The 20,705-nt window shown below is 59.0% G+C and carries 16 protein-coding genes and 1 tRNA gene; 9 read left to right on the top strand and 8 right to left on the bottom strand.

What is annotated here, in order from left to right; all coding sequences use genetic code 11:
• The 5 genes from LAP85_12175 to LAP85_12155 form a co-directional block, all read right to left on the bottom strand.
• A partial coding sequence (locus tag LAP85_12175) for a replicative DNA helicase (GenBank protein MBZ5497152.1) occupies positions 1-451 on the bottom strand: 451 nt, incomplete at its 3' end.
• Entirely contained in the window at positions 448-657 is a 210-nt protein-coding gene (locus LAP85_12170; GenBank protein MBZ5497151.1) for a hypothetical protein, read from the bottom strand. The genes LAP85_12175 and LAP85_12170, both read right to left, overlap by 4 nt.
• Positions 658-665: 8 nt before the next feature.
• Positions 666-968 (bottom strand): hypothetical protein, encoded by a 303-nt coding sequence (locus LAP85_12165; protein MBZ5497150.1) that lies wholly within the window; start codon positions 966-968, stop codon positions 666-668.
• A gap of 24 nt (positions 969-992) precedes the next feature.
• Positions 993-2,042, bottom strand: a complete 1,050-nt coding sequence (locus LAP85_12160; GenBank protein ID MBZ5497149.1) for a hypothetical protein — start codon at positions 2,040-2,042, stop codon at positions 993-995.
• 424 nt (positions 2,043-2,466) lie between these two features.
• Positions 2,467-2,543 (bottom strand) — tRNA-Met (locus LAP85_12155).
• Positions 2,544-2,800: 257 nt separating this feature from the next.
• On the opposite strand from LAP85_12155, the gene LAP85_12150 reads away from it, so the two are divergent.
• The 4 genes from LAP85_12150 to LAP85_12135 all read left to right on the top strand — a co-directional run bounded on the left by LAP85_12150 (position 2,801) and on the right by LAP85_12135 (position 8,106).
• A complete protein-coding gene (locus LAP85_12150) occupies positions 2,801-5,584 on the top strand; it encodes a response regulator (protein MBZ5497148.1) in 2,784 nt (927 codons plus the stop codon).
• A 114-nt stretch (positions 5,585-5,698) separates the two neighbouring features.
• Positions 5,699-6,664 carry a diguanylate cyclase gene (locus LAP85_12145; protein ID MBZ5497147.1) on the top strand — a complete coding sequence of 322 codons (966 nt, stop codon included), beginning with the start codon at positions 5,699-5,701 and terminating at the stop codon, positions 6,662-6,664.
• Between the two features lie 281 nt (positions 6,665-6,945).
• Entirely contained in the window at positions 6,946-7,257 is a 312-nt protein-coding gene (locus tag LAP85_12140) for a hypothetical protein (GenBank protein MBZ5497146.1), read from the top strand.
• Between the two features lie 150 nt (positions 7,258-7,407).
• Positions 7,408-8,106: a tetratricopeptide repeat protein gene (locus tag LAP85_12135; protein MBZ5497145.1), complete on the top strand. Its 699-nt coding sequence runs from the start codon at positions 7,408-7,410 to the stop codon at positions 8,104-8,106.
• 29 nt (positions 8,107-8,135) lie between these two features.
• On the opposite strand, the gene LAP85_12130 is transcribed toward LAP85_12135, so the two are convergent.
• On the bottom strand, positions 8,136-8,549 hold the full coding sequence (locus LAP85_12130) for a response regulator (GenBank protein MBZ5497144.1): 414 nt from the start codon (positions 8,547-8,549) through the stop codon (positions 8,136-8,138).
• Positions 8,550-9,175: 626 nt separating this feature from the next.
• On the opposite strand from LAP85_12130, the gene LAP85_12125 reads away from it, so the two are divergent.
• The 4 genes from LAP85_12125 (at position 9,176) to nifJ (ending at position 15,978) form a co-directional block, all read left to right on the top strand.
• Positions 9,176-9,469 carry a ferredoxin family protein gene (locus tag LAP85_12125; GenBank protein ID MBZ5497143.1) on the top strand — a complete coding sequence of 98 codons (294 nt, stop codon included), beginning with the start codon at positions 9,176-9,178 and terminating at the stop codon, positions 9,467-9,469.
• Positions 9,466-10,530 (top strand): 3-methyl-2-oxobutanoate dehydrogenase subunit VorB, encoded by a 1,065-nt coding sequence (locus LAP85_12120; protein ID MBZ5497142.1) that lies wholly within the window; start codon positions 9,466-9,468, stop codon positions 10,528-10,530. Before LAP85_12125 ends, LAP85_12120 begins: the two co-directional genes overlap by 4 nt.
• Positions 10,511-11,926, top strand: coding sequence for a 2-oxoacid:acceptor oxidoreductase family protein (locus LAP85_12115; protein MBZ5497141.1), 1,416 nt, complete (start codon positions 10,511-10,513; stop codon positions 11,924-11,926). The genes LAP85_12120 and LAP85_12115 overlap by 20 nt, the downstream gene beginning before the upstream one ends.
• A gap of 446 nt (positions 11,927-12,372) precedes the next feature.
• Entirely contained in the window at positions 12,373-15,978 is a 3,606-nt protein-coding gene (gene nifJ, locus LAP85_12110; protein ID MBZ5497140.1) for a pyruvate:ferredoxin (flavodoxin) oxidoreductase, read from the top strand.
• A 261-nt stretch (positions 15,979-16,239) separates the two neighbouring features.
• Here the strand turns inward: nifJ and lhgO are convergent, their stop codons facing one another.
• Complete coding sequence (gene lhgO / locus LAP85_12105; protein ID MBZ5497139.1) at positions 16,240-17,451, bottom strand: L-2-hydroxyglutarate oxidase; 1,212 nt, start codon at positions 17,449-17,451, stop codon at positions 16,240-16,242.
• A gap of 253 nt (positions 17,452-17,704) precedes the next feature.
• On the opposite strand from lhgO, the gene LAP85_12100 reads away from it, so the two are divergent.
• The gene (locus tag LAP85_12100) at positions 17,705-18,520 is read left to right on the top strand and encodes a hypothetical protein (GenBank protein ID MBZ5497138.1); all 816 of its coding nucleotides are present in this window, start codon (positions 17,705-17,707) and stop codon (positions 18,518-18,520) included.
• Positions 18,521-18,572: 52 nt separating this feature from the next.
• Here the strand turns inward: LAP85_12100 and LAP85_12095 are convergent, their stop codons facing one another.
• Positions 18,573-20,612, bottom strand: coding sequence for a PEP/pyruvate-binding domain-containing protein (locus LAP85_12095; GenBank protein ID MBZ5497137.1), 2,040 nt, complete (start codon positions 20,610-20,612; stop codon positions 18,573-18,575).
• Between the last annotated feature and the right edge of the window lie 93 nt (positions 20,613-20,705).

Here is a 20,705-nt window from a genome sequence, read left to right as displayed (position 1 = left end):
GGCCCTGTTGCGCCGCGTTCAGGACCTCTTCGGGCGTATGCTCCCCGGCGAAGCATTTCTGTATCGCCTCGTTCGCGACGTGAATGGTCCGTCGCAGGGCAGCCTTGTCTTTGACAATCCGCGCATAGTGCTCGACGTTCAGTGCGCGCGGCATTCCGTCTGTCAGAGAAGCTATGTAGACAACTCCGCCGGCCTTATCCAGGGCGTCCATCCTTTCGAGCTCGTTCTTGACCGTAATCATCTCGATCGGCCGACCCTGAACGGCCAGGACGCTCATCGCCTCAAAAATGCGACGATGCGCCTCGGGGTAGAACTCTTCGGGCGTGAGTAGCGCGCGGGCCGTGTAGATCGCCTTGTCGTCAAGAAGCGCGACGCCCAGGACCGCCTTCTCGGCTTCGAGGCTGCACGGGATGGACCTGTTTTCGGACGGCTTGAATTTCGTTACGCTCACACGGCCTCCGCTATTTTCTTCACGTCGTCCATCGAGTAGGTGGCGTGCTGGTCAACTTTTTTGACTTCGCCGGCGCAGAAATGGATGGTGAAACTCCCTGTGTACTTGCGATCGATCAGTCGCCTGATCATTGCAGCGATCACCACGACAGCCGCGCCGAACCGATGACAGTGGCGATAGCATTTGTCTTTTTGCTCGGTTTCCATGGAGCCCCCTACAGCACTTTGATTACCGGCTTGCGGGCATAGTCGTGGTAGATCCAGACTTCCTTGGTGGCTCCGGGCGGAACCCCGTCGAAGACCTGAATCTGTTCTCGTTCATGCGGCCGCGCATCCTCGTTTGTCTTCACCTGCACCAGTCGAACGCCCTGACGCCCTATGGCGATGATGTCAAAAAGCCCGAGACTTCCGGCGCTCCGGGTACAGTGATATCCGGCGTCCTCGAGCGCCCGGATGGCTTTGTGTTCGTTCCGGGTCCCCTTGCGCTTGGCGTTTACCCTCTTCCGTTGGTCACTCATCCTTTTGCCTCTCCTCGATCAGAATCAATGCACACCCCCGGCAGCCGCGGGCCACTCGTCGGCCTTCAACGATTGCAGAGGAGGTTTCAATCGCGGCCACGTTTGCGGAATCGTCTTAGCTTTCCCGGCAGGACATGAGCAGCGGAAATTCACAATGCGCCATTCCGTGCTCGGATACTCGGCGTCGAGGCTTACGATCCGCCGGGGATCAGACAGTTTGTAGAAGGGCACTACCGGATCATCCGGCCCCGGTTCACTATCGGGAGTGGTTTTGGTTCGGACATGGAGTCGCCCATCCCCCTGGCAAATCTCGCAATGGCTCCAATCGAACTTATGTTCAGGCGACAATGATGCAGCGGCATTGGCGCCCTGAGCTGGCTGGATTGGATTTATGGGGACGTGGCCCTTGTCCTGCTCCCTGGAAAGCCAGGTAGTGACAAATCGGAGAATCCCTTTAGTGGTCTTGCGCCGGCTGGGATTGGCCAGGCACCATGCCCGCATTTTCCGGAGCTCTTGCAGGACATCTACGGCAGGGAAGAGCTTGCACCACTCCGCAACGTCTGCCTGGGTGATGGGGCGTTCGTCGCCGCTGACAAGCGGAATCAAGATGACGGTTGGCGAGGACGCTTCGCGCTCCGAGCATACATCTCCTTCCTTTCCTTTCCCTTCCTTTCCCTTCCCTTCCACATGTGCATTGGGAGTCGTTGCACGTGCATGCATATGCATTTCCGTGCATTGAGGTGCAGGCAGTGTACTGTCCGCTTCATGGGCGTTGATGCGCTGGTGTTCGGTGAAGGTCGGGATGCATCCGTACTCCCGGCCGGCTACTTCGTACCTGACCACAAAGCCGTGCTCTACCAACGCATCCATGACCCGGCTGAAATCCACCCCCTCGTCAAAAGGGAGGACATCGAGCTTAATCTCGTTCGGGCGCCACTTAAAACGGCCTTCGCGATCGGCGACCGTAAAGAGCCCGATGTATGAGAGTCGTAGGGGAAGGCAAGTCCGCTTTTCTGCAAGGTACAGATCTTCGTGCCGAAATAGCTCCGGCTTAACCGTTCTGATGCGAGCCATCGATAAATCCTCCCGTATGAAAGAATCGGTTTGAATCATGGCGACACACCTCCTTCCAGAGCGCGGCCGCGCGAGTCCGCTCCAAAGGGCAAGACCCGACAGGCCTACACACTGCGGGTGCGAAACCAGTCATGTGGTTAAAATGAATGCGAAATTTAGCGGATTCGCTCGGTCGTGTAAGTCTGCGCGAGCATCTGTGGGTTGGGACCTACAGACGACAACCTGCTGCGATTCCGTTCATGCTCAAACTACCCGAAACTTCCTGCTCCGGGCCCTTCAGTCATACTTGTGTCATACCGGGCCAAAAACAGCGATTTTTGGCCCGATGTGACATCCATTCGGGACAACAAAAAAGCGGCCGAAATTTGGCCGCATCTTATTGATTTGATTATTGGTTGCGTTGATACCAATCGAGGGATGAGATTGGTAGCGACGGGTGGAATCGAACCACCGACCTTGGGGTTATGAATCCCACGCTCTAACCGACTGAGCTACGTCGCCACACCTGCAGTGAGGAGAGAGAAACTCCCGCGGGAGTGCATTTTGCGGTCTTCGACTGCATATTTCAAGGGTAAAGTGGCCGCGTTGGAAGCTTGAGGCCACAGTCTGCGGTAATCCATCTGCCGTGCCTGTCGCGACCGTCGCAACGACTAAGGCCCTGTCCGCCGGCGCCTTGGGATTTTGGCTGCTAGGCGGTCGCTCTCTTCGTCGCTTCGGAAGGCTAATGAATCTCTGGTAAGTAGTCGAAAAGACTGGAGATGAAACATCTCCGGGTCAAGCGCAATCAGGCGCCGAAAAGGCTCCGATCGCCGAGCCTGACACAGTTTGCCATTGACCACACCTCCGACTCCGCCTTCTGGATCGGGCAGGACGGACGTCTGATATATGTGAACAAGGCGGCCTGCCAGTGGCTGAATTATACGGCAGAAGAACTTCTGGCTCGGACGATCCATGACATCGACCCGCTCTACCAGGCGGATGGCTGGCCCAGTCACTGGGAATTGCTCAAAAAGATCCGCTCCCACACCTTCGAATCCATCCATCGCACCCGCGAGGGCCGGGATTTTCCGGTAGAGATCACCAGCAACTATCTGGAATTCGATGGACAAGGATACATCTGCGCTTTCGCCCGCAATATCTCCGAACGCAAGCGCATCGAAAAGGCGCTGCGGGAGGCCGAGTCGAAGTACCGCGACATCTTCGAGAACGCGGTGGAGGGAATGTTCCAGAGCACGCCGGATGGGCAACTGCTGAACTGCAATCCGGCCATGGTGGGGATCTATGGCTACGATTCTCCGGAGGATTTCAAGGCCGCCGTAACTGCCCGCCGGATCTACGTCGATCCGGCGCGGCGCGCGCAGTTTGTCGACCTGATGCGCGAACATGGATCCGTGTCGGCCTTTGAAGCCCAGGTGTATCGCAAAGACGGCAGCATTATCTGGACATCGGAAAAGGCCCGTGTAGTAAACGACGAGCTCGGACAACTCCTCTACTACGAAGGATTCGTGGAAGATATCACCGAGCGCAAGCGCATTGCAGAAGAACTGCGCGAGGCAAAGGAAGCCGCGGAAGCGGCGAACCGCGCCAAGAGCCAGTTCCTGGCCAACGTGAGCCATGAAATCCGCACGCCGATGAACGGGATCATCGGCATGACGGAACTTGCGCTCGGCACCGAACTCACCGAAGAGCAGCGCGAGTATCTCGAGATCGTCAGAAGCTCGGCCAACTCGCTGTTGCTGCTCATCAATGACATCCTTGATTTCTCGAAGATTGAAGCGGGCAAACTGCAGCTCGATCCCACCGAGTTCAGGCTGCGCGCGACTCTCGACAACATGTTCAACTCGCTGTCCGTGCGCGCGCAGCGGAAGGGCCTGGAACTGACTGCCAATATCCTGCCCGATGTCCCCGACGCCCTGATCGGCGACCCGGACAGGCTGCGCCAGATCCTGCTCAACCTGGTGGACAACGCCATCAAGTTCACGGAGCGCGGCGACATCATCGTTCATGTCCAAAGCGAAGTGGAGTCCCACGAGAGGGCATGGCTGCGCTTCACGGTCACAGACACCGGCATCGGCATCGCTGAAGACAAACAGCGCGTGATCTTTGAAGCCTTCTCACAAGCCGACAGTTCCATGACGCGCAGATACGGCGGCACCGGACTGGGACTTGCGATCTCCGCTCAGCTGGTCGAGATCATGGGGGGCAGAATCTGGCTCGAGAGCAAACAGGGGATAGGGAGTGCGTTTCACGTGCAGCTGCCGTTTGCGCTTCCCGAATCGCTGCCGCTCACACTGCAGAACCAGGCCAAGTCGGCAGCGCTGTGCGATGCGCGCGTGCTGATTGTCGATGACAACTACGCGAACCGTCGCATCCTCCAAGGCATGCTGATCAACTGGCACATGAAGCCCCACATCGCCGGGGACGGCCCCTCGGCCCTTCGTGACCTGCAGCAGGCTTCCGGGACCGGAGTCCCTTTTGAGCTGGTACTCCTCGATGCCATGATGCCGGGAATGGACGGCTTTGCTGTGGTGGAAAAAATCCGCTCCACGCCGGGTATCGCAGATACTCCTGTCATTCTGCTCACCTCCGCCGACGTCCGGCAGTGCTCGGCCCGCTGCCAGGCATTGGAGATCCGCACCTATCTGATGAAGCCGGTGAAGCAAGTGGATCTGCACGACGCGATCGTGCGCGCCCTGTCGCTGGCCAGGGAAAGGCATCGCGAGCTGTGGTTTACGCAGGCCGAAGAAGCCGGTGCGCCTCTGTTGCCGCGGCCCGAGCATGACGCGACGAGCACGGGGCCGCTTCGGATCCTCCTGGCTGAGGACAACCTCACCAACCAACTGTTGGTGACCAGCCTCCTTCAAAAGCGGGGACATACTGTTTTTCCCGCCACAAGCGGCAAGGAAGCGGTGAGCGCATTTGCGACACAGCAGTTTGATCTGATCGTGATGGACGTACAGATGCCCGAGATGAATGGTCTCGAGGCAACGGCTGCGATCCGCGAGATCGAGAAGAGCACCGGTTCCCATGTACCGATTCTGGCGCTGACCGCGCACGCGATCGAAGGGGATCGGGCGCGGTGCCTCGCCGCCGGGATGGATGGCTATGTGTCCAAACCGATATGTGTGAACGACTTTATGTCGGCCATCGCCCAGCTGCTGCCTGCCGGCGCCCGGCTTGCGCCGGACCTCTCCAGCCCCGAAGCCCCTCCACCATTGCTCGACACTCAGGATCTCATGGCGCGCTTCGATGGCGATACGGAACTGTTGCAGCAGGCCTATGAGCTCTTCCGGCGGAGCTATCCGAAGCTGCTTGCGCAGTTGCGCGATGCGGTGCGCCGTAGCGATGCCGAGGCACTCGAACGCGCAGCACACACGATCAAGGGATGCGTCAGCAACTTCGGCGGCGCGGCCTCTGTCGAAGCCGCCCTCCGGCTTGAGAAAATGGCGCGTGCACGAGACCTGCGGCAGGCCGTTGATGCCTGCGAAGCACTGGAATGCGAAATCGAGCGCTTGATTCCCGCGCTTACGCAACTTGTTTAGCGCGCAGTGACGGGCGGCATGAGACCACCGCCACGGCCTGGGCCGAATGACTGGTGAAGCCGCCGCAGCTGTCGATGCGTCTAATGCCGGTGAATTGCAGGGGAAAGGGAAACGATGAGAGTCCTGATCGCAGATGATGATGATGTCTTGCGCCACATTCTCGAGGCGACTCTTGTGAAGTGGGGATATGAAGTCGTTGTAGCACGGAATGGACTTGAGGCCTGGCGCCTGCTTCAGAGTAACGACGCCCCGAAGCTCGCCATTCTCGATTGGATCATGCCCGGCATGGACGGCGTGGAAGTATGCAGGGAGATCCGCAAGCGCGAAGACCGACCCTATATCTACCTGCTCCTGCTCACTTCCAAGCATAAAAAGGAGGATGTGATCGCAGGTCTGGAAGCCGGTGCCGACGATTACATCCCCAAGCCCTTCGATCCCCAGGAACTCAAAATGCGGGTGCGCGCCGGCCGCCGCATATTGGATCTACAGGCCGAACTCCTCTCCGCCCGTGAAACCCTGCGTTACCAGGCGACTCATGACGGGCTGACCGGCCTGCTGAACCGCTCGGCGGCCCTCGACGCCCTGCGCAACGAGTTGGAAAGGGCAAACCGCCAGAGTATACCCCTGTGCCTGATGCTGGCCGACTTCGATCACTTCAAGGACATCAACGATACCCACGGGCACACAATCGGCGATGCGGTCCTGTGCGAGGCGACGCGCAGAATGAGAGCTTCTGTCCGCACCTACGACAGCGTGGGCCGATACGGCGGCGAGGAATTCTTGTTCATCCTGCCGGGGTGTGACACCGAGAATGCCAAAAACCAGGCCGAAAGGCTGCAGGCCTGCGTTACCAGCCAGCCTATCGAACTGCCGCGGGTGACCATATCCTTTACCATAAGCATCGGCGTCGTAGTCAAGTACAACGCTTGCATCGAGGATCTCGATTCGCTGATCCAGACCGCAGACGCCGCCCTTTATGAGGCCAAGGTGCAGGGGCGCAATCGCGTCGTCGTGTCCGCAACCCCTGTGGCGGTACTGAAACCGATCCCGACCATGAGCTTCCTGGAGCCACGCGCATAACCGAAGAGATAGACATCAAGGCCAGGCGCCGCCACCACATTCAGGGCACTTCAGTTCCGCGCCTGTCACAGTGAAACAACCCCCTCCGGGCCGCAGAGGACTTTCATGTCAATAATGCGAACCATGCCTTACCGGAAACCTCCGCGCAATCCTTGAAAGCCGTGGCCGCATTTGTGTTTGCAGGATATCCTCCACGGCTGCAGCATTGACAAGAGTCAGGCCGGCGCGTAGCATCGGAATGTGTTACATCTTCATTTTCGGGAGAATTGAGCGGAGGCCCCATGCCCAAGCCAAAAAGCAGCAGCGTCTCCGTGACGTGCCCCTGCTGCGGCGCGCACCTGACCATTGACGCGAACCTGCAGAAAGTGATCGCGCACGAGGCGCCGCCCCCCCGGCATCAGGCCGCTCCGGACCTCGATCGCGTCGACTTGCTCCTGCGCGAGCAGGCGGCGCGCCGCGAAGCGATCTTTCGCCAAAGCGCCGAAGACGAAAAGACCAAGCCTCAACTGCTGGAGAGGAAATTTGAAGAGGCGCTGAAGAAAAGCAAAGACCAGCCAGTGGAAAAGCCCACCCGCGACATCGATCTGGATTAGACTTCCGGCCTCCGACTGCCGACACTTGTCAGGTTCCTCACATCGATAAGGTCTTCTGTCCTTGAGTGGAGGTCGGTATTGACAGGGGCCCCGATATGCTTCATCGTTTTTCCGATCCGGAACAGATTGGGGGATGTACAAGTTATGGGGATGCCGAACAGAATAGAAGCGCCGTCGAAGGCAAAGGATGCCGCCGGCACCACGATCGTCGTGGGCATCATCTGCCTCGCCGTGGGTTTGGGAATCGGATACTATTACGGAACCAAGGTCGGATCCTCTGCAGCGCCGATTGCAGCTTCCAATTCTGCCACCTCCGCCCCGCCACAGACTCAACTGATGGATCCTGCCACCTTCCTGGCGAATGAAGCGAGCCTCAAGTCCATGCTCGGCACCAATCCCAAGGACCTGAACGCCCTCGTGCAGTTGGGAAACCTTTACTACGACAATAACAAATTCAGCCAGGCGATCGAATATTATGGCAAGGCACTGGAAATAGATCCGAGCAACGTCAACGTGAGGACCGATCGGGGATCCTGCTACTGGAGCCTGGGGCAGGCCGATGCGGCGATCGCCGAGTTTCAGAAGTCCCTCCAGGTGGACCCGACCCATTCAATGACGCTTTTCAATCTGGGAGTTGTCTATCTGCACGGAAAGAATGATGTGGGGGAGGCGCGGAAGGCGTGGGAAAAGCTTCTGACGACCAACCCGAATGATCCTCGGCGTTCCCGCATCCAGGAGATGCTGGCTTCTCTGGGCACCACAGCCCCGGAAGCGACCCCCGCAGCCCCGGGACAGACCAAATCCGGTTCCTCGAGCATGGACGACCTCTTCAAGCGCATGAAGAAGTAGTCGTGCACAAAGGATTCCAAGTATAGCTGCTAGATCCGGGACTGCGACCCACTCGCCTTCCTGGAATCCCCGGACCACTGCGGGATATTCACCAAGGCCTGATGCAGCTGCTGAAAATCAAGCGGCTTGTTAAAATAGGCGTCAATCAGCCCTTCATCCACAGCAAGCTCGTTAAGCTGAAAGGCCGTCACAAGGAAAATGATGGCAGCGGGCTGCGCCTTCCGAATGCAACGGGCCACATGCAAGCCATCCAGATCGGGCAGCTGGTAATCGAGCAGAATAACGTCAAATCCGGATTTCTCGAGCTGCGCCATGGCTTCGGCGCCCGTAAATGCGGGATGGACATCGAAGCCCCATTTGGCAAGCGACTTCGCGAGCGACCAGCTCAAAAGCTTCTCGTCTTCCACAACTAGAATGCTCTTATCTGCGCTTGTCATCATCACGTCTATGGATGCAACTCCATTGCCAAGTTCTTGGAATTCCAAGACCGTTTCAAAGCAAACTGCAAATTATTGTAAATACAAAGTATAAACGATAGGAGTGATTTGGCTCGTCGAGTGCTGCCTGTGTCAAAACTCGCCCCCGCAGCAAGGAACGGGTTATACCGCCCAGAAGCTTGCCGGGATGGTGCCCATCCCGCGGCTCAGCCGCGATCACGCAAGCCCGGCAATTTCAAACATATGTAATGTGCTATAAACAAGGAGGTCTTGATATCCCGGTTTGATGACTTATTCCGGCATATGCCGAAGTGCGAGCAATGCCATGGCACGTGGATGATCTTGAATTCTGACTTCTACATTCCGGTCAGTACCTGTATGATCTTAGTGTTATCGTGCCCAATGTATGGGTGATATGGCACATTTTTTACTGTAGCGGAATCTAAGGTAAATCCAATCTCCGAAGATGCCTGAGTAACCTGTTGAAATTAAATAATTAACAGTGTAGTGTGGAGATTCTCCTCTTCGCGGCTTTCGGAACGCGGATTGCCTTGCTTTCCTGCGATGCAATCATGCGCCGCTTCGCTTTGATGTGCGAACCGGCGAATTACTGTCCTAGGCTGGAGGAAGTCATGGGCGATACTGATCGGGGCGACGTCCAAATCGCTGCCCATCTCTGTAAAGGTTGCTGTCTCTGTGTAGTGGCGTGCCCGACTGGGGTTCTGGCCCAGAGTCGTTTCTTGAATCGGCAGGGTTACTATGCGGTTGCCTATTCGGGTTCAGGATGTACCGGATGCGGCATCTGCTTTTATACTTGCCCCGAGCCCGGTGCGATAACCGTGCGTGTGCGCAAGGGCGAAGAAGAGGCGGCCAAGGAGGAAACGCTGCCGGCCGGTTTGGCGACATCTGGAGGAGGTCATTCATGAGGCAGTTGATGAAGGGGAATGATGCGATTGTGAACGGAGCGATCCTGGCTGGCTGCAAGGCCTATTTCGGCTACCCGATCACGCCGGCGAGCGAGATTGCCGAAACGGCAGCGTTGTTGTTTCCGCGGGCTGGGGGAGTCTTTCTGCAGGCCGAAAGCGAGATCGCTTCGATCCAGATGGTGTACGGCGCAGCTTCGGCGGGCATCCGATCGATGACCGGGTCATCGGGGCCGGGGATAAGTTTGATGCAGGAAGGGATCTCCTATCTGGCCGGGTCGGAATTGCCCTGCGTGATCGCCGATATCATGCGTGGCGGGCCCGGGCTCGGCAACATCGGCCCTGAGCAGGGCGACTACTTCCAGATGGTGAAGGGAGGCGGACACGGCAACTACCGCAACATCGTTCTGGCCCCCAACAGCGTTCAGGAGATGTGTGACCTGACGATTCTCGCCTTTGATTTGGCGGATCGATATCGCAATCCCGCTGTGGTGCTTGCAGACGGCGCCCTCGGCCAGATGATGGAGGCGGTCGAGGTTCCGGCTGCCTGCAGCCCGCAGCCTCCAAAGGACTGGGCGGTTTCGGGTGAGGCGACAACCCGTAAGAATCTGATCACCTCGATCTATCTGCGCCATGAGGAGCTGGAGCAGCACAACCTGAAGCTGCAGGCGAAATACCGTCAACTCGAGGAGCGGGAAGTTTTATGGGACGAGCACATGACCAAAGACGCTGAGTTCCTCCTTGTCGGGTACGGGATTTCAAGCCGCGTGGCGCGTGCCACAGTCGACGAAGCGCGGAGGCGGGGTATGAAGATCGGCCTGTTGCGTCCGATCACCTTGTTCCCGTTCCCGATGCGACGCTTGAGCGAACTGGCGGCAAAGGCCAAGGCGGCCTTGGTTGTCGAGCTGAGTTATGGACAGCTTCTGGAAGATGTCCGACTCGCCGTCAACGGGAGGATACCCGTGAGGCTGTTGGGCCGGGCGGGGGGAATGATCCCGACCGAAGAGGAAGTCATGGCGGCCATTAAAAAGATGGAGAACGAGTGTGTGGGAAATCAAGCATAGCAAACCTGAGACATTCTACGATCGTTTCGACCGCAAGGGTGGCGACCTGGAGGTCACGCACTACTGCCCGGGCTGCGGTCATGGTGTATTGCACAAGCTGATCGCCGAGGCAATTGAAGACCTCGGGATTCAGGATCGAACCATCCTGGTGAGTCCGGTCGGATGCTCGGTCTTCGCCTACTACTATCTCGACGTCGGCAATGTGCAGGCGGCCCACGGCCGTGCGCCGGCGGTAGCCACCGGCATCAAGCGGGTGCGTCCGAACAGCATCGTCATCTCGTATCAGGGGGATGGTGATCTGGCTGCGATCGGGGGCAACGAGATTCTGCATGCGGCCAACCGGGGCGAGAACATCACCGTTTTCTTCGTCAACAACGGCATCTATGGCATGACGGGAGGTCAGATGGCCCCGACCACTCCTGTGGGCCAGCGAACAACGACTTCTCCTTACGGCCGCTCTCTCGCGAATGAGGGCTACCCGATGAAGATATGCGAGTTGCTCTCGGCCCTGGAGGCTCCTGCCTACATCGAGCGCGTCGCCCTCACCGATGCCAAGCACACCATGAAGGTGCGTAAGGCCGTGAGGCGTGCTCTCCAGTGCCAGATCGAGGGTCGCGGTTTTTCGCTTGTTGAGGTGCTGTCGGCGTGCCCGACCGGCTGGAAGGCAACGCCCGAAGAAGCCACGCACTGGGTGGAGAAAAACCTGGTGCCTCTGTTCCCGCTGAAGCTGTACAAAGAACGCACCGGCGACGGCGTCGGGAACACCCCCAAGGTTGAAGCCAAGGCCGAGAAAAAAGTCCTGCACGAGGTCGGATCTGCCGGAATCGTGACCCCAAAGCGCGGCGCCCTCGCCAGCGGCGCGCTCGCGGATGTTTCCATGAAGATCAGCGGGTTCGGCGGCCAGGGAATCCTCTTTGCAGGAATCGCCTTGGCGGAAGCTGGAATGCGAGAGGGTCTCCAGGTTTCCTGGATTCCCTCCTATGGCCCCGAAATGCGCGGGGGCACAGCCCATTGCCACGTAAGGCTCTCGCGCCATAGCATTGCCTCCCCCATGATCAACCGGCCTTCGACGCTGATCGCGTTCAACGAACCATCCGTGGATAAGTTCCTGGATGAGCTTTTGCCGGGCGGATTGATGATGGTGAACTCGTCCATGGTAACCACAAAGCCCGCACGGACGGATATCCGGATTATCGAAGTTCCGGTAACGGATACGGCGAAGGACATGGGAAATCCGAAGGTCGCCAACATGGTCATGCTGGGAGCCTACCTCCAGTTGACACGGGCCGTTGAGGATGAGTCGGTTCTGGCAGCACTGGCAGAGCACGGCTTGCGAGGCGATCTGGTTGAGCTCAATCGGAAAGCGCTCCAGGCCGGTCGTGCGCTGATCCGTTGACAGAGGACAAACCGGTGACGAATGACAGACGCGGCCATTCGTCATTCATCGAGATCTTTGTGGTTTGAATTTCGGATGCACCACTACTCTGCTCGTGTGCAGTCGGGGATCGGGATATATCACCACCGCCCCGGCGTATCGTCCCGCCACTGAAGAAGCGCGCTCATGAATGCCGACAACAGCTTAAGCCTGGTGAAGGAGAATTCCGTGCAAACGGTTTATGGGGGAAGGAAGGGCTGTGGCGCCGGCCTTCCATCGATATCTGCGAACGGGTGCGGCCGCGACAAAGGGAGAGCCATGAATCTCACCATCACAAGACGGACAGCAGTCCAGCAAAAGAGCTTAAATTAGTAAATTTTAATGGTAGGCTATTGAGTTTGGCTCATACAGCCCGTCTCTCAACAAATAGAAGCCATTATTTCCTGAAGAATTGAGGATAACCAATCATGAAAAGACAGATGGTCACGATCGACGGTAACGAAGCAGCGGCATACGTTGCCTTCAGAACCAACGAGGTCATTGCCATATATCCAATTACTCCCTCCTCTCCGATGGGCGAATGGTCGGATGCCTGGGCGGCCGAGGGTTTGCGCAACATCTGGGGCACGATCCCTTCGGTCACCGAAATGCAGAGCGAAGGAGGGGCTGCCGGAGCGGTGCACGGAGCGCTTCAAACCGGCGCATTGACAACCACATTCACCGCGTCGCAGGGGCTCCTTCTGATGATCCCCAACATGTTCAAGATCGCCGGAGAACTTACCTCCACTGTCTTCCATGTTTCCGCGCGGACCGTGGCGACGCATGCGCTCTCGATTTTCGGGGACCACGGCGACGTCCTGGCAACCCGTTCCACGGGTTTCGGTCTGATTGCCTCCAATTCGATTCAGGAGATCATGGATTTCGCTCTCATCGCGCAGGCGGCCACTCTGGAAGCGCGCGTTCCGTTCATTCACTTCTTCGACGGCTTCCGCAGTTCCCACGAGGTGATGAAGATCGAGCAGCTTACCGAAGACGACATGCGTGCGATGATCGACGACGAGTTGGTCTTTGCCCACCGCCGCCGCCGGCTGACGCCGGAGAGCCCGGTTTTGCGCGGATCGGCACAGAATCCTGACGTGTTCTTCCAGGCCCGGGAAACGTGCAATCCCTATTATCTGGCAGCGCCGGCGATTGTGCAGAAGGCCATGGACAGATTTGCGGGCATCGTCGGGCGCCGGTACCATCTGTTCGACTATGTCGGCGCTCCGGATGCCGAGCGCGTAGTCGTGCTGATGGGATCGGGCGCGGAAGCCGCACAGGAGACCGTGGAGTACCTCGCGGCGCGCGGCGAGAAGGTCGGCATGGTGAAAGTGCGCTTGTACCGGCCTTTCTCGGTCGCTGACTTTGTAGCCGCGCTTCCGCCGACGGTGCGCGTGATCGCGGCTCTGGACCGCACCAAGGAACCGGGCAGCGCCGGTGAACCCCTTTACCAGGATGTCATGACGGCGGTCGGGGAAACCTTTTCACGCGGCAAGGCGCCGTTCCGATCCTTCCCGCTGATTGTGGGCGGCCGTTACGGCCTGTCGTCCAAGGAATTCACCCCCGCGATGGTGAGTGGTGTGTTCGAGGAGATGAAAAAGGCCGAGCCGAAGAACCACTTCACTGTGGGCATCGTCGACGATGTCACCCATTCGTCCATCGATTATGACCCCGCCTTCTCGACCGAAGGCGACGACGTCGTCAGGGCCCTTTTCTACGGGCTGGGAGCCGACGGTACGGTGGGTGCCAACAAGAACTCGATCAAGATCATCGGCGAAGACACGCCGAACTATGCCCAGGGCTACTTCGTTTACGACTCGAAAAAAGCAGGTGCCGTCACGGTATCTCACCTGCGCTTTGGGCCGCGCCCGATCCATTCCACCTATCTCATTGATAAGGCCAACTTCGTCGCCTGCCACCAGTTTGTGTTCCTGGAGCGCCAGGATATGCTGAAGGACGCCATGAGGGGCGCCACGTTCCTGCTCAACAGCCCGTTCGGCTCCGATGAAGTCTGGGACAAGCTGCCGCGCACCGTCCAAAAGCAGATCATCGACAAAAAGATCCGTTTTTTCGTGATCGACGGCTACAAGGTGGCTAAAGACACCGGCATGGGCGCCCGCGTCAACACCATCATGCAGACCTGCTTTTTCGCCATCTCGGGGGTCCTGCCCCGCGACGAGGCGATCGAATCGATCAAGTACGCGATCAAGAAGACCTACGGCTCCAAGGGTGATGAGGTGGTGCGCAAGAACTTCCTGGCGGTGGAGCAAACGCTGGCCAATCTTTTCGAGGTCAAGGTGCCCGATAAGGCGACCAGCGCTTTCGATCGGCCGCTCGTGGTGGCGAAGGAAGCTCCGCCGTTCGTCCAGAACGTGGTCGCGCCGATCCTGGCCGGCCGTGGCGATTCGCTGCCGGTGAGCGCTTTCCCCGTGGACGGCACCTTTCCGACCGGAACCTGCCAGTGGGAGAAGCGCAATATCGCGCTCGAGATACCGGCCTGGGATCCGGAAGTCTGCATCCAGTGCGGCAAGTGTGCGATCGTCTGCCCGCACGCGTCGGTCCGCATCAAAGCCTATGATATGAAGTTTGCGGAGAAGGCACCGAAGACCTTCAAATGGATGACGACCAAAGGGAGCGAGTTCGTGGAAGGCATGGCTTACACCGTCCAGATCGCCCCGGAGGATTGTACCGGATGCGGCATGTGTGCGGACGTGTGCCCCGCCAAGAACAAGAAGGAAACGCGCCTGAAAGCCTTGAACATGGTGTCGCAGCTTCCCATCCGCGAGACCGAGCGCGAAAACTACAAGTTCTTCCTGGATCTGCCCGAGTACGACCGGCGCCTGGTGCGCATGAGCAGCATCAAGGCAAACCAGTTGCTGCAGCCGCTGTTCGAGTACTCGGGTGCGTGTTCGGGTTGCGGCGAGACTCCCTATATCAAGCTGATGACCCAGCTATTCGGGGATCGCGCGATCGTTGCCAATGCAACCGGCTGTTCGTCCATTTATGGCGGCAACTTGCCGACGACGCCTTACACCACCAACAAGGAGGGGCGGGGACCCGCCTGGTGCAACTCGCTGTTCGAAGACAACGCCGAGTTCGGGCTCGGCTACAGGCTCACCATCGACAAGCACTCGGAGATGGCGCGCGAGCTGGTCCAGAAGCTGTCGACCAAGATCGGCGCCGAGCTTGCCTCCGGCATCCTCAACGCCGACCAGTCCGATGAAGCCGGGATCCACGACCAGCGCGGGCGCGTGGTGGCTCTAAGGCAGAAGCTGGCCGGCGTGAACTCGCCGGAAGCGCGCAACCTCCTCAGCCTGTCGGATTACCTGGTCAAAAAGAGCGTCTGGATCGTCGGCGGTGACGGCTGGGCCTACGACATCGGCTACGGCGGCCTCGATCATGTCCTCGCCTCGGGGAAGAACGTCAACCTGCTCGTGCTCGACACGGAGGTCTATTCGAACACCGGCGGGCAGATGTCGAAATCCACCCCCCGCGGCGCCGTCGCCAAGTTTGCCGCCGGCGGCAAACAGGTGGCCAAGAAGGATCTCGGCCTGCACGCGATCAACTACGGCAGCGTCTACGTCGCGACGGTTGCCCTCGGCGCGAACGACGCTCAGACCGTGAAGGCGTTTCTCGAGGCGGAGTCCTATAATGGGCCATCCATCATCATCGCCTACAGCCACTGTATCGCCCATGGCATCAACATGACGACCGGCATGAAGAACCAAAAGGCCGCCGTCGACACCGGCTACTGGCCGTTGTATCGTTATGATCCGCGCCTGGCCGCGCAGGGGAAAAATCCGCTGGTTCTCGATTCCAAGGCCCCCAAGCTGCCGCTGAAGGATTACGCCTATAACGAGACCCGCTACAAAATGCTCGCCCTGAGCCAGCCGGAAGAAGCCAAGCGCCTCCTCCAATTGGCACAGCAGGACGTGATGAAGCGCTTCCAGTTCTATCAGCAGCTGGCAACGCTCGACTACAGTGAAATCGCCGCGCCGAGAGGCGAGAAAGCCGCCACCGGAACCAAAGAGTAGCCTGCTGAGGTTCGGGGTCGGACCTGGGTAACCCGAACTATGGAAGCGAAGCCGGGACACGGACGGCAGGGCGGGAAGCTGCGCATCGGCGACGACTGGAATGCGATCACGATTATCGCCTTGTCACAACAAAGTCCGCTCAAGGCTGTGGCTGAACTCGTCGAGAACAGCATGGACGCCCGTGCCGGCAACATGCGGTTGCCACGGCGCGGAGTTTCTTGCTGTGTGTGTCTTTGCGTCTCGGCGGGTTGCTTTGCCCTCCTATTTTAAGCCGAAGGAATTCGCGGCTCGGGCTGCGATGTGCCTGCCGATGGCGATGGAGGCCGTGGCGGCGGGCGAAGGCGCGTTCAGCACGTGGATCGCGTTAGGGGCTTCAATGATCTGGAAGTCATCGACGAGCGCGCCCTCGGGAGTAATTGTCTGAGCGCGCACTCCGGACCCTCCCGGTTCGAGATCTTCGTTCCTGAGATCGGGCACCAGCCTTTGCAGCGCCCGCAGGAACGCGCGCCGGTTCAGCGAGCGGTACAGCTCATAGACTTCCGTGCGCCAGTATTTCCATCCCATGCGCCAGAATCCCAGGTACGCGGACATTTCGGCAAGATCCCCCAGACGGATGTCGCGCATGCGATAGCCTTCGCGTGCGAAGGCCAGGACGGCGTTAGGGCCGGCCTCGTAGCCGCCGCGAATTCGTTTGGTGAAGTGCACGCCAAGGAAGGGGAACTGTGGGTTGGGCACCGGGTAGATGAGCCCGCGCACCATATTGCAGCCGGGCCGCAGCGTGTAGTACTCGCCGCGAAAAGGGACCACGAGCACCTTCGGGTCGATGCCCATCAGGCGCGCGATGCGGTCCGCATGCAGGCCGCCGCAATTAATCAGGTTCCGGGCGGCAAACGATGAGGCGTCTGTGTCGAGATAGAGAAGGCCGGCCTGCCGTCGAATCGCCCGGACACGCGCCTGTTTGAAGATTTGTGCGCCCCGTGCCGTGAGCTGGGCGGCCATGGCAGAGGCGACTGCGCTGAAATCGATGATTGCTGTGCTGGGCGAGTACAGAGCGCGCACCGCCAACGCGTGCGGTTCCAATTCCCGAACGCGTTCGGGGCCGATGATCTCAAGGCCGGGCACGCCATTTGCTGTGCCGCGCTCGTACAATTCCTGGAGCCGTGGCAGCTCCTGCGCGGTGACCGCGACAATGACCTTGCCGCAGCGATCATAGGCAACTCCCTGCGCCCGGCAGAACTCCATCAGCAGACGCACCCCTTCAACGCACAGTCTGGCCTTGGCCGATCCCGGCCTGTAATAGATGCCGGCATGAATTACGCCGCTGTTGTGGCCCGTCTGGTGGCTCGCCAGCCCGGCTTCTTTTTCGAGCAGGGCGAGGGTGTATCCGGGGAAGCGCTCCGTCAGGGCCAGCGCGGTGCCCAGCCCGACGATTCCGCCTCCGATGATCGCGATGTCAAAGGTTTCGGCATTCATGGCCATGAAGCTCTCTCCCCCGAACGAAACAAACCGGGAGCCGTGGCATAATACATGTATGAGTTTTTGTCTGCCCCCGGGAGGATCATCTTTTATCACCAACACGATGCGAAACCAAGTCTCTCTTCCGGCGGCTGACTACGTCCTTGGACAGCGCAAGCCTCACGGTGCCCCCGGCCGCGAGACACACGAAGCGAGCGAAAAAGGTTCCGCTCGCGTGTTTCGTGCATCTCGATTCTCTTCAGGGATACTGTTGGCGGCGTTGTTCTTGAGCGGTTGCTCGTGCCATCTGGATGTGCCTGCTGCCAAAGGCCAGATGCAGACACGGGAGCCGCTGACCCTTTACAACCGCTCGCTCGAGCTGCGCCTCTTCAAACCGCTCCAACCTGCCGCTGAAAATGTGTTGATCATTTATGCGACCGGGGATGGAGGCTGGCTCGGACTGGGGCACGACATATTCGACTGGCTGACTCAGTGGAACTACCCGGTCGTCGGATTCAGCTCGAGAGCCTATCTGAAAAACCTCGGAGCGGTCTCCGATACCGACACTACCACTCCGAGACGCCTGGCGCGGGACTACGAGAATATCATTGGTTTCGCAGAGAGCCGTCTCGGGCTGCCCTCGACGACCTCGCTGATTCTCGTCGGGTTGTCACGGGGCGCCGGGCTTTCCGTGGTCGCCGCGGGTGAGGGAATGCTCGATCAAAACCTGGCGGGCCTGCTGGCGATCGCGCTGACGAAGGAAGAGGAGCATGTCATCCGCTACCGGAGGAGAGCGCCGAAGTCTGCCAACGATCCGCCACGGCTGGAGGGAGTGCAGATCGAGACCTACCGCTACCTGAACCGGCTGGTCTCGTTTCCGGTCATGGTGCTCCAATCGACGAACGATGGCTACCTGCCGGCCGAGGCGGCACGCCGGTTGTTCGGGCCGGACACTGCGCTGCGGCGGCTACGCGCCGTGGAGGCCGCGAACCACGGCTTCCGCAACGGCTGTCAGGCATTGTACCGCGACGCCCAAGACGCCCTGAAGTGGATGACCAGCCGGCTCTCCACGAGGCACCCCAAGTAATCCTCTTAAGAATGAGTGAACAGTGACGAACGACGAGTGGGATTACCTGCGCCTATCCTCGACAGAACACCTGTCCCTTTCCCGAAGTGCCGTCGAGTTCCACGCGCACTTCCTTCTCTAACATCAGGTCGTGATAGGTGACCGCGAGCCCCTTGGTGATGACTCGTTGGAGCATGGATTCTGCGAGCGATTGCAGGCCTACCTCCAGGCGATCCGCTTCCTGAATGATCACGGGTGCCCGCTCGATATTGTCCGCGGCATGGCTTCCGGAGTAGCCTGCGAGGGTGTGGATCCCTGCCTGGGTCTTGATGGAAATAACCGCCTGCGGCGAGAGGCCACTGTAGAGACTCTCGAATCCGCTGGAACCTATGACGAATTCCTCGGCGTCAGGACCCACCAGCAGGTAGGCGTTACGATGTGCGCGGTCCATGTCCCGAAGCAGGCATTGAATCTTTTCCTTCCCCAGGTGCGCCACAATCTCGTTGGTAAGCACGAATGTATGACTCAAGCTGCTCTCCACGTGCCCGAAGGAGCTGTCGCTGCGCGCGAGCATGGAATACTGACCCGATGTCAGATCAGTCATGGAGATTTCCCGGTCCATGGCGCTGGTGGTCTGGGGACGCACCTGGAGGAGATGGAACTCGCAGGTGAATTTCCTGGTTTTGTGCCCCTGTCCATCAACCCCTTCCGTGAAAACCGGGCGCACCGCGAATTCCATGCTCACTGCCTGGCGGGTCTCATTGCCCAGGTCGTCCATGATCCTGCGCACGAGGGAACCGAGATTGAAAAACTCTTTTCGCTTGATGAGCATGGGAAGGTCCAGAGCGTCGAAAATCTCGATCACTTCCGGCCGGCCTGTGGCCCAGTTCGTGACCCGCCTCCGGGAGGCCATGATGCGTCTCAGTTCGGCCGGGATGTGAGCGCCCGCGCCCTCCTGGTTATCTTTCCTCCTGGGATCGAAAAAGAGATCCACGGTGCGGATGCTGGCCCTGCCGTCCCCTTCCACCACGAGCACATCCATGCACGTCTGGCCGTTGTCGGGGGCGTCGTTCCTCGCGATGGGCTTGCCGCCCGTCGCATAAGTGGTTTCCGGGTCGATGTACTCCCCCAGCAGCTGGCGGAAGTCTCCGTTTTCCAGGAAGGACATCACCCGCGGCCCGCCCTCGGAGTAACCACCCGTCTCGCCCACCATGAACGTGCCCATCCCCATGCCCACGCGCCCAACAGGATCGTCCCGTTTGATATCCGGGCCCCAGGGCCAGGTGTTGGTGCTCTTCACCACCCCGGATATCAAGGGGAAGAAGTATGGCCCGTACCAGTCTCCGATCACGGGCTGAAAAACGATGGACATGGACTCGCTCAATGGGTTGAGTCCGCATCGGAGCATCATGCTGACGGCAGGAGGATTAAACAAGCTCGCGAACACCTGCTTCATCACGTCCTCCAGGTATTCGAGCCTCTGGTGGATGGTCTTGCCGTGCCGATCGTCATAGTAGACCAGGCTGTCGAATAGGCCGGCCGAAGGCAGCTTCCCATCCTCGCAGGAGGCGCTGGAGCGGAGGATGTAAAAATCGTGCTGCGTCTTCTGCAGCAAGACGAGCAGCTCTTCCTTAATAACCCTGGGCACTTCGGCCTTCCGAAAGGCTTCCTTGATGTCAATGTAATCCGCCTTTGAATAACCCTTCGTTTCGTACTTGGCGCGGAGGAGGTGCTGGAGCTCCTTGTTGTGGTGGAGGAAAGTGAAGTAAAAGACAGATCCCAACATCTTGGTATTGGGAAGCAGAACCTGGACGTTCTCCAACCGATCGGGACCGCCGAAGACGAGGTACTTGATCAACAGGCAGTGGCCGAAGTTCTTGCCACCCAAAGCGGTGTGATTGGTCCCAATGGGATAGCCGAGGTTTCGCATCTCGGTCACACGGATGAAGTCGATCAGGCGCTCCAGCACTTCCTGTTCGCGATCTCCCAGGTATCCGTAGTTATCGCTACGGTTTACGTAATTCGCATTGGAGAATTCCTCGAAAGGGGTATCGGAGAAAATCTCTTCACCGGGCATGTCGCCGTGGGGTGTGGGTTGAATGGTATCTGTCATCAGGGTCACCCGTCAGAAAATTCTGCCAGCAGAGGGCAGGGTTGCGCCCTCACCGGGAGGGCGCGCCTTCCACCAATCGAGAAATACTACGAC

The organism is Terriglobia bacterium, from assembly GCA_020072565.1.
Lineage (GTDB): Bacteria > Acidobacteriota > UBA6911 > UBA6911 > UBA6911 > JAFNAG01.
Note: the sequence above shows the minus strand (reverse complement) of the source record. Positions and strands in the feature narration are given on the sequence as shown.